The sequence below is a fragment of the Clostridia bacterium genome (assembly GCA_017410375.1).
In the GTDB taxonomy this organism is placed as follows: Bacteria; Bacillota; Clostridia; order RGIG6154; family RGIG6154; genus RGIG6154.
Window position 1 is genome coordinate 23,924 of sequence record JAFQQW010000015.1, and the last position, 8,473, is coordinate 32,396.

Here is an 8,473-nt window from a genome sequence, read left to right on the forward strand (position 1 = left end):
GATGACGGTCAGACAGGCGTATGCATATTGCGTAGAAAAACTGGGTAAAGCCGACGGTGCCATCTTGTTTTCGCATTTGACTGGGATGAATACGGCACAAATGCTGTCTTCGCCCGATCAAAATACCGATGCAGATTTCGATGCGGCAATTCAAAGAGCATTGACTGGAGAGCCTATTCAGTATATTGTGGGGACAACCGAATTTATGTCGCTTCCCTTTAAAGTGACTCCGGCGGTGCTCATTCCGCGTCAAGACACAGAAACATTGGTGGAGTTTGCTTTAGAGCAACTGAAAGACGTGAAAAATCCTGCAGGTTTAGACCTTTGTACCGGCTCGGGTTGTATTGCCGTTTCGTTGGCACACTATGCAGGTGCAAAGATGCAGGCTGTGGATTTAAGTGCACAGGCACTTGCGGTGGCAAAGGAAAACGGTGCTGAAAACCGTGTACAGATTCAATGGATTTTAGCAGACGCAAAGACGTTTTCGGATGCAGAAAATGTAGATTTTGTGGTTTCTAACCCGCCCTATATTGAATCGGCGGTGGTGGACAGTTTAGAGAAAAAAGTTAAGGATTTCGAGCCGCGCATGGCTTTAGACGGTGGTGCGGATGGCTTGGACTTTTACGGATGCATTGCAAAAAACAGTAAAAAAATGCTGAAAAAAGGCGGTTTTCTGGCGGTGGAAATCGGATACAATCAGGGGAACGCTGTAAAAAACATCTTTGAAAGTGTTTTTGAAAACACGGTTGTGCTGCAGGATTTATGCGGTAATGACCGGGTGGTGTATGCATTCAAGTGAGGGATATATGAAAAAGAGATTGGTTGCGGGGGTGCTTTTGTGTCTGTTTCTGATGCAAAGCACGGTCTTTGCGCATTGGGCGGACCCGTATTGCACACTGCTACAGAAAAATCAAATCATGTTTGGGGATGAACAGGGCTTCCGTGCGGATGACCCTTTGCTTCGGTGCGAATTTGCGGCTATGCTCAATCGCGCCTTTTCTTTTTCGGTAAAAAGCAGTGCAGACATGCCGGATGTACCAAAAAATGCCTGGTATTACAAGGATTGTGCGATATTATATAATGCAGGTGTGCTGACGGGGGATGAAAACAAACACATCAACCCCGAGCAAACCGTAACCCGTGCGGAAATGGCGGTTATGCTGAGCCGTGCCATGGGACTTTCGGTGCAGAATAAAAAAAGCCCCGATGTGGAGGATGCTCCGAACTGGGCATACGGTGCGGTGCTTGCTTTAGAGGAAATGAATATTGTTTCGGGCTATCCGGACGGCACATTCCGCGGAAACAACAATCTGCTTCGGGGTGAAGCGGCGGCGGTGCTTGCCAAAATCTTAGAGGCGGGTGCTTTTTCGGGCGGAAACGGCAGTATTGCAAATCCGTACCGCATCACAAAGCCGGAGCAGTTTGCGTTTATCAGTACGGACAGGACGGCGTCTTACCGCTTGATGTGTGATGTGGTTTTTGATGAGATTCCCATGCCGGTTATCGGAAGTAAAGAAATGCCGTTTAACGGGACTTTTGACGGCGGTTTTTATCGGATTATTGCCAAAAACAGTCAGGACGCCAGCAATGTACTGTTCGGCTGTGTTGGCTTGAGCGGTATGGTTACAAAGGTGCGTTTGCTTTGCCCCGATACCCGTATGGCTCTTTGTGATACCAATAATGGTAAAATTACCCTTTGTGCCAACACCTCCTTTATAAACGGTACGCCTGACTATGTAAAGCAGTTTGGCGGTATTGCCTATGAAAACTACGGAAAAATTGACCGTTGTTACAATGCCTCGGATGTGGTGGCGCTGGATGCAGAGCATACGGCAGGCGGTATTGCGGGCTTGAATGACGGCACGGTGGAAAATTGCTTTAATGTGGGAACTGTGGCGAAAAGCTGTGGTGCGATTGCAGGTGAAAACAAGGGGAAAATTCAGAATTGCTATACCCTTTCCGGTGAAATCACAAACAGCGGTAAAGGTACCGAAACAAATGTGTACAGCGGTAAAAATCCGGGTGCGCATTTTTCGGCGGAAGCTTTTGTGCCGCAGAACCGTGTAACGGGTATCGCGGATTTCCCGTTTATGGGTAATGAAAATTTTACACACTATGCAGGCGGCGAAGGGGTTTTGGATAATCCTTATCGGATTGAAACGATTGCACAGTTTGAAAATATTTCTGAAAATCCGGATAAATTTTTTGTACAGACCGCAGATCTTAAAGGTATAACCCGAAGCGTTTTCGATTTTTCGGGTGTATATGACGGCAATGGCTACAAACTGCAAACCGTACGCTTGCAGGCAGACGCGGATACGGCATTGTTTTTACAAAATGACGGCGTTTTGAAAAACGTACACATTACCGACGGCTCAATCCGCTCAAAAAATAATGTGGCAGGTCTGGCGATGCACAACAACGGTCAAATCAGCGGTTGCTTTTTCGAGGGAAGCCTTTCGGGTGGAAGCTCTGCAGGACTTGTGTATCAGAACGGAAAGCAGGGCATTATTTCTGAAAGCTACACCCTCGGCAGAATTGAAGCAGGCGGTCGGGCATCGGGACTTGTTTTCCAAAACGACGGGACTGTTTCAGATGTGTACAGTGCGGCAGAGGTACTGAGTGCCCAAGGCTGTGGTATTGCGTTTTACAATTCGGGTAGCTTGAAATCGGCATATTTTGCAGGCTCGATGCCACAAGGGTCGGGAGGTCTGATATACAGTAACAGCGGAACGGCAATTTACGGGTACACCTTTCTGGAGCCTGCCGTTCTGACAAACAACGGAAAAACAGAAAATGTGGTTACTGCGGCACAAAGTCAGATGAAAAACATAGATATGTATTTCGGCTTTGATACGATTCATGTGTGGGAGTCTTCGGCAGACGGTGCATATCCTTATCCCGTGCTGACTAAAAATCCGCACTATACTGTGCAGTATACCGAGAATTATACCGAGTTTGCAGGCGGTGACGGCAGTGCGAACAACCCTTATAAGATTGTGACGCCGAAGCATTTGCAGAAGGTAAAGGACTATCCGGGTGCGCACTTTATTCTGATGAACAATCTGAATCTGGCAGAGACGCAAACCGATTCAAAGGCGCTGGTTGCGGATGTGTTTTACGGTACCTTTAACGGAAACCGTATGCAGATTTTAGGGCTTTCGGGTGACAAACCGCTTTTCGGCGAAAACTACGGAAGTGTTTCGGCGCTCTATATTAAAGATGCGAATCTTTCGGGTGAAAGCATAGCACCCTTTGCAATGAAAAATTACGGCACGATTTCAAAATGCAGTTTTATCGGCGATATGCAGGCGGAAAACGGTGCAGGTCTGGTGCTTGCAAATGAAGGAAGAATAGAACTCTGTAATACCGACGGGAATTTTAACGGCAGCTATCTGGCGGGATTGGTGCTTTCAAACAGCGGTACGGTTTTGGAATGCCATTCTGCGGTGCGTATGTCGGGTAAAGAAGCTTACGGTCTTGTGAAAAATGACGGCGGTACGGTATCTGACAGTTGGTTTGGCGGATATCTTACAGCCAATAATCTGTATCCCACCGCACAAGCAGGTGTGAAAAACTGTTATTATCTGAATTACTACGGAAGAGCGGACAGCGAAGCAAAAAGTATTGCGGATTTTCGTGACAATCCGCCTCGGCTTGGCGAAAACTGGCAACAAAAAGACGGATTCCCGGTCTTAAAAAATATGCCGGAAATGACCTTGCCGTTATTTGATATGGAAGGGGACGGCAGTGCGGAAAATCCGTACAAAATCCGTCTGGCAAATCAGCTTCGGTATCTGGGCATGTACCCCGACAGGCATTTTGTGCTGGTGCAGAATATTAAAGCAAACGACTTGCTTTTTACACCGGTAGAAACGTTCCGTGGCGTGCTGGACGGCAATCAGAAAACGATATCCCTTTTGACTGTTTATGGAGAACAGGCAGGTCTTGTACAGCGCTTGGAAGGAAAAATCAAGAATCTGATTTTTGCTGATGTTATGGCGGAAGGCAGAGCGGAAACCGGAGCGGTTGCGGCAATCAACAGCGGTGTTATAGAAAACTGTACCGTTAAAAGCGGAAGAATCGGAACGGCAGGTCTGTACGCAGGTGGTATCTGTGGTCGGAATGCCGGAGACGGACTTTTAGACAGATGTGAAAATGGTGGCGATGTATTTTCGGCATATGCAACCGGCGGTGTGTCGGGCATCAATGAAGGCACGGTCGTGCTGTGCAGAAATATCGGTGGTGCGGTGGCAACTGCCCAGGCAGTGCAGGGAATTGCCGGTGGTATTGCAGGCGTGAATAACGGTGTGATTGACCGGTGCTATAATAACGGCAAAATTTTTGCGTATTCCGAATCGGAAGCGTCAAATGCCGGCGGTATTGCAGGTTTGCAGCAAAACAGCATTTCCAATGGGTACAACACCGGCGAAATCCATGCAAAAGCAAAGAAACAGGCATATGCAGGCGGTATTGCAGGTGTGAGCGCGAAAAAAACAGAAATCCGTGCTTGCTATAATACGGGCTTTACCAATGCAACTGCAGATGAAACCGGTATGGGTTCGGCTTCAGGCAAGGCGAACGGCGGTACGCTTTACGGCTTTGTACATGAGAACACGGTGGCAGAGCCGGTGGGAGCAGGGGCTATGAAAGAGGATTTTGTGACCCCGCAGGCGATTGACGTGATGTATCGCAAGGAAGGATACAAAACCTTCGATTTTGACTCTGTTTGGGGCTTTGAATACGACAACGGTTTTTATACGGCTCAGCTGAAGGAAAACCCACAAAAAATTAAAATTGCGGAAGAAAATCTGACCGATTTTGCAGGTGGTGACGGCAGTATGGATAACCCCTACAGAATCTTAACCCCTGAGCAACTGAACAATGTTCGTAAACATTTGGGAGCAACCTTTGTGCTTTTAGGTGATATTGATATGTCAGGCTATTGCAAAGCGCGTTCCTTTAAGCCTATCGGGGACAATGTATTCAGCTTTTACGGGTTGTTTGTGGGAAATAATTATCAGATTTCGGGCTTGAAAATAGACGGAGAAGAGTTTGGTTTGTTCCGTGAAAATCATGGTGAAATCTACAACTGCTTCTTTGAGGATATCTCGGGCAACGGCTCGGGCGGTACAGTTGCGGCGTATAACACGGGTCTGATTTATAACTGTATGCAAATCGGTGCGCAGCAGGCAACAGGAAATAGCGAAAATGTCAACCGAGGCGGTCTGGTGGGCGTAAACAAGAGCACCGGCATGGTGATTTCTTCTTACAATGCAGGCGATATTTCGGTGCAGGGTGAAAATGTGCAGGTGGGCGGTATCGCGTACGGCAATCATGGTGTGATTTCCGGCTCGTTTAATTCGGGAGAAATTACGGCAAACGCACAAAAGCTTTCGGTTTCGGGCGGTATTGCGGCACACAATTTCGGTATTGTGTCGGATTGCTACAGCGCCAATACCATACGGGCTGAATCCGAAATTGCGCAAAACAGCTTTGCAGGCGGTATTGTAGGCAATAACGGTGGTACGGTGGTGAACACGTATTTCAGCGGTGATTCGGTTTCGGCAAGTAATTTCGGCAGTATTGCGGCAACCAATACCTCTGCGGTGTATAATGGCTATTATATGGGCAGGCAGGGCATTGGCAGGGACAACGGCAGCTCGGAAAATGTGATGCAATGCACCGACCAACAGCTTAAGATGCACGATACTTTTGCAGGGTTCGATTTTGAAAATATGTGGATTATGGACGCTTCTTTTAAATATCCGTATCCCCAGTTTATTGAAATTGCACACAGATAAAAAATGCACCCGTCAGGGTGCATTTTTTTATCTGTTCTTTTTTAATCGTGCTTTAGCCTCTTCAACCGTTTCACCGTTGTGGGTCAGATACTGCTCAACGAAGGCGTCTTCGATTTTTTTATATCCGCCTACCACGGCGTTTTCGATTTTTCTGTAGCCATCGGTAACGTGCTCTGCAATTTTTTCATTTGCTTTAACAAGCTTTGATTTCGCCATGCTTTTCCCCTTTACTTTATACCTTTTGTGATGGGAATGAGCGCAAGTAACAGCAAAATGCCGACTAAGCCGATAACAGTACCGAGAATGATGCTTTCCCATACCAGGCAAAAGCACATGCCTACGCCTAAGGTCAGCGCACCGACAATGCCAAGCACACTAAGCATAAAAATTCTGCCGTCAAAACGGATGGATGCTTTGCCCTCCATCTTTCTCCATACTATAAAAGTAATGAAGCTCAGCACAAGACCAACCGTTCCGAAAACAATTCCGGGCTTGAACGCATTCCATTCGGGTAAAAGTGCCATGCACATCCCAAGCGCAAACAAAACACCCGAAATTGTGCCCAACATCATGGCAACAAAACTGCTTTTTTTCATAATAAAACCTCCAAAAATATATTTGTATTAAAACAACACTTGTCTTTTTAATACAATTATAGTATAATGGAGCAGGTGGAAAAATTCAATCATCAATTTCGCAACAAGTGTTGGGATAATGGAGGCATATATGAACGTTAAAAACAATAAAAGACGAAGAGGATCGGTGGAAAAAATAGAAAAAGCATTCATCAATATGCTTCAGGATAAAAATATAAATCAGATTTCGGTAACCGATATCTGCAAAGCAACAAACTTGAACCGTAGTACCTTTTATGCGAATTTTTTAGATGTATATGACCTGGCAGACCGATTGCGTGAAAAGCTGGAACAGGATTTTAACGCGCAGTTTCAGGACGGGGCAAGCCGGGATGCGGAAACTATGTTTAAGCACATATATGAAAATCAGATTTTCTATAAAATATATTTTAAATTAGGATATGATGATAAGCATCAGGCGTTTGTGTATGACACGGTAAGAGCGGAAAATGATTTTCAGGGCAAAAACATCAAATACCATATTGAGTTTTTTCGCAACGGCTTAAACAGCATCATCAAAATGTGGTTGGCGGAGGGGTGTAAGGAGACACCTGAGGAAATGGCTGCCATCTTAAAAAGCGAATATAAAGGCAGATAAAATAAAAACGACAAGATTCTTAAAGAAACTTGTCCGTGAAAGTTGTGTATCTTTTCACAACTGCTCAAAAGTCGTTAAAAGTTGATTATATCAGCTTTTGCGGCTTTTTTGCTTTTCACCTTATCTTTTCATAAGTTCTTGAAATTTGTTATATTTTCAATGTGAAAAGTAGTAAAAAAAGTAGTAACTTTCTTTTTCTACATAGCCATTACTCGCTCCATTTCTTCCTTTGCTGAAGCTGAAGTAGCGTGAGCGTAGTAATCTAATGTGATTCTTATATTTTTATGTCCCATAATATATTGTAGAGCTTTTGGATTCATACCTTTGTTTGCCATATTCGTGCAAAATGTATGCCGGAAAATATGTGGGGATATTGTCGGTAACTCAATACCATCTGTTTCTTCGTACTTTTCAACAATCTTATCCAACGCACCTCTGTATGATTTTGAATTTCTCGGAACACCTTTATGATTAAAGAAAAGAAAATTTTTGTGTCCTTCAATCTCATACTGTTCAGGTCTTGGTCTTGCTAATATATTTTGTAGAGCTTGATATACTATTCTGCTCATAGGAATTTGTCTGTAACTCATTTGTGTTTTGGGTGGGATAATATTAAACCCACTTTTTTTATTTCCTACAAGTTGATGGTTTACATCTATTAGCTGATTATTGAAATCCAAATCATTAAGTGTAAGTCCACACAATTCAGAAATTCTCAATCCCGTACCCAACAAAACAAGAAAATCGTCATAGAATTTGCAATATCTCTTATGATGCTGTACAAAATCAAGAAAAGCTTTCTCTTGCTCTTTTGATAGAGGTACAGATGGTTCAGTATCATTTTCTATTAGCTCTCTAATATCAAAATGAAAAGGATTTTTTCTTATACAATCATCAACAACCGCTATATAAAATACTGCACTCATTGAACGCTTGTGATTTTTCACGGTGCTATAAGCATAACCATTTTTCCTTAATCGGATGAGCCATTCTTTAGCATCTGACATTTTCACTTTTTCTATTGCCATTCGTCCAAAAGCATCATTTTCAAGTATGTTGCGAAGCTGATTTCTATTAAGTACGGTTGCTTCTTTTACATTGGCATTTTGTTTTATACGCTTATCGTAAAGTTCAAGAACGGTCATTTTACCGCCTTTAGTATCAATACCATCATCGAGATCTTTTCGTATTTGCTTTTCCTTTTCTCTCAGCGATATATCATCACGTTTTCCTGCCGGAGTTTTGTCCGTAGGAACTAATTTCCACGCATAAACAAATTGTGGTTTTCCATATCCATCAACATATTTATAGGCATATCTGCCGTCTTTTCTTTGGCTCTCTCCCGTCTGTAAAATACGGTTTTTATTATCTCTCCGTTTTTCTGACATTCTTAATTCTCCTTTCCCAAACAGAAAGAGCCTTGATATGTCTATAAA

At 44.0% G+C, this 8,473-nt stretch carries 6 protein-coding genes; 3 read left to right on the top strand and 3 right to left on the bottom strand.

Annotated features, from left to right (window positions below):
- Window position 1 precedes the first annotated feature (1 nt).
- Window positions 2-799, top strand: coding sequence for a peptide chain release factor N(5)-glutamine methyltransferase (gene prmC, locus IJE10_02020; protein MBQ2966884.1), 798 nt, complete (start codon window positions 2-4; stop codon window positions 797-799).
- 7 nt (window positions 800-806) lie between these two features.
- Window positions 807-5,804: an S-layer homology domain-containing protein gene (locus tag IJE10_02025; protein MBQ2966885.1), complete on the top strand. Its 4,998-nt coding sequence runs from the start codon at window positions 807-809 to the stop codon at window positions 5,802-5,804.
- Between the two features lie 27 nt (window positions 5,805-5,831).
- Here IJE10_02025 and IJE10_02030 read toward each other — a convergent pair whose 3' ends face one another.
- The gene (locus IJE10_02030) at window positions 5,832-6,020 is read right to left on the bottom strand and encodes a hypothetical protein (GenBank protein MBQ2966886.1); all 189 of its coding nucleotides are present in this window, start codon (window positions 6,018-6,020) and stop codon (window positions 5,832-5,834) included.
- An 11-nt stretch (window positions 6,021-6,031) separates the two neighbouring features.
- Complete coding sequence (locus tag IJE10_02035; GenBank protein MBQ2966887.1) at window positions 6,032-6,400, bottom strand: hypothetical protein; 369 nt, start codon at window positions 6,398-6,400, stop codon at window positions 6,032-6,034.
- Between the two features lie 130 nt (window positions 6,401-6,530).
- On the opposite strand from IJE10_02035, the gene IJE10_02040 reads away from it, so the two are divergent.
- Window positions 6,531-7,037, top strand: coding sequence for a TetR/AcrR family transcriptional regulator (locus IJE10_02040; protein ID MBQ2966888.1), 507 nt, complete (start codon window positions 6,531-6,533; stop codon window positions 7,035-7,037).
- A 197-nt stretch (window positions 7,038-7,234) separates the two neighbouring features.
- On the opposite strand, the gene IJE10_02045 is transcribed toward IJE10_02040, so the two are convergent.
- Complete coding sequence (locus IJE10_02045) at window positions 7,235-8,425, bottom strand: site-specific integrase (GenBank protein ID MBQ2966889.1); 1,191 nt, start codon at window positions 8,423-8,425, stop codon at window positions 7,235-7,237.
- Window positions 8,426-8,473 lie beyond the last annotated feature (48 nt).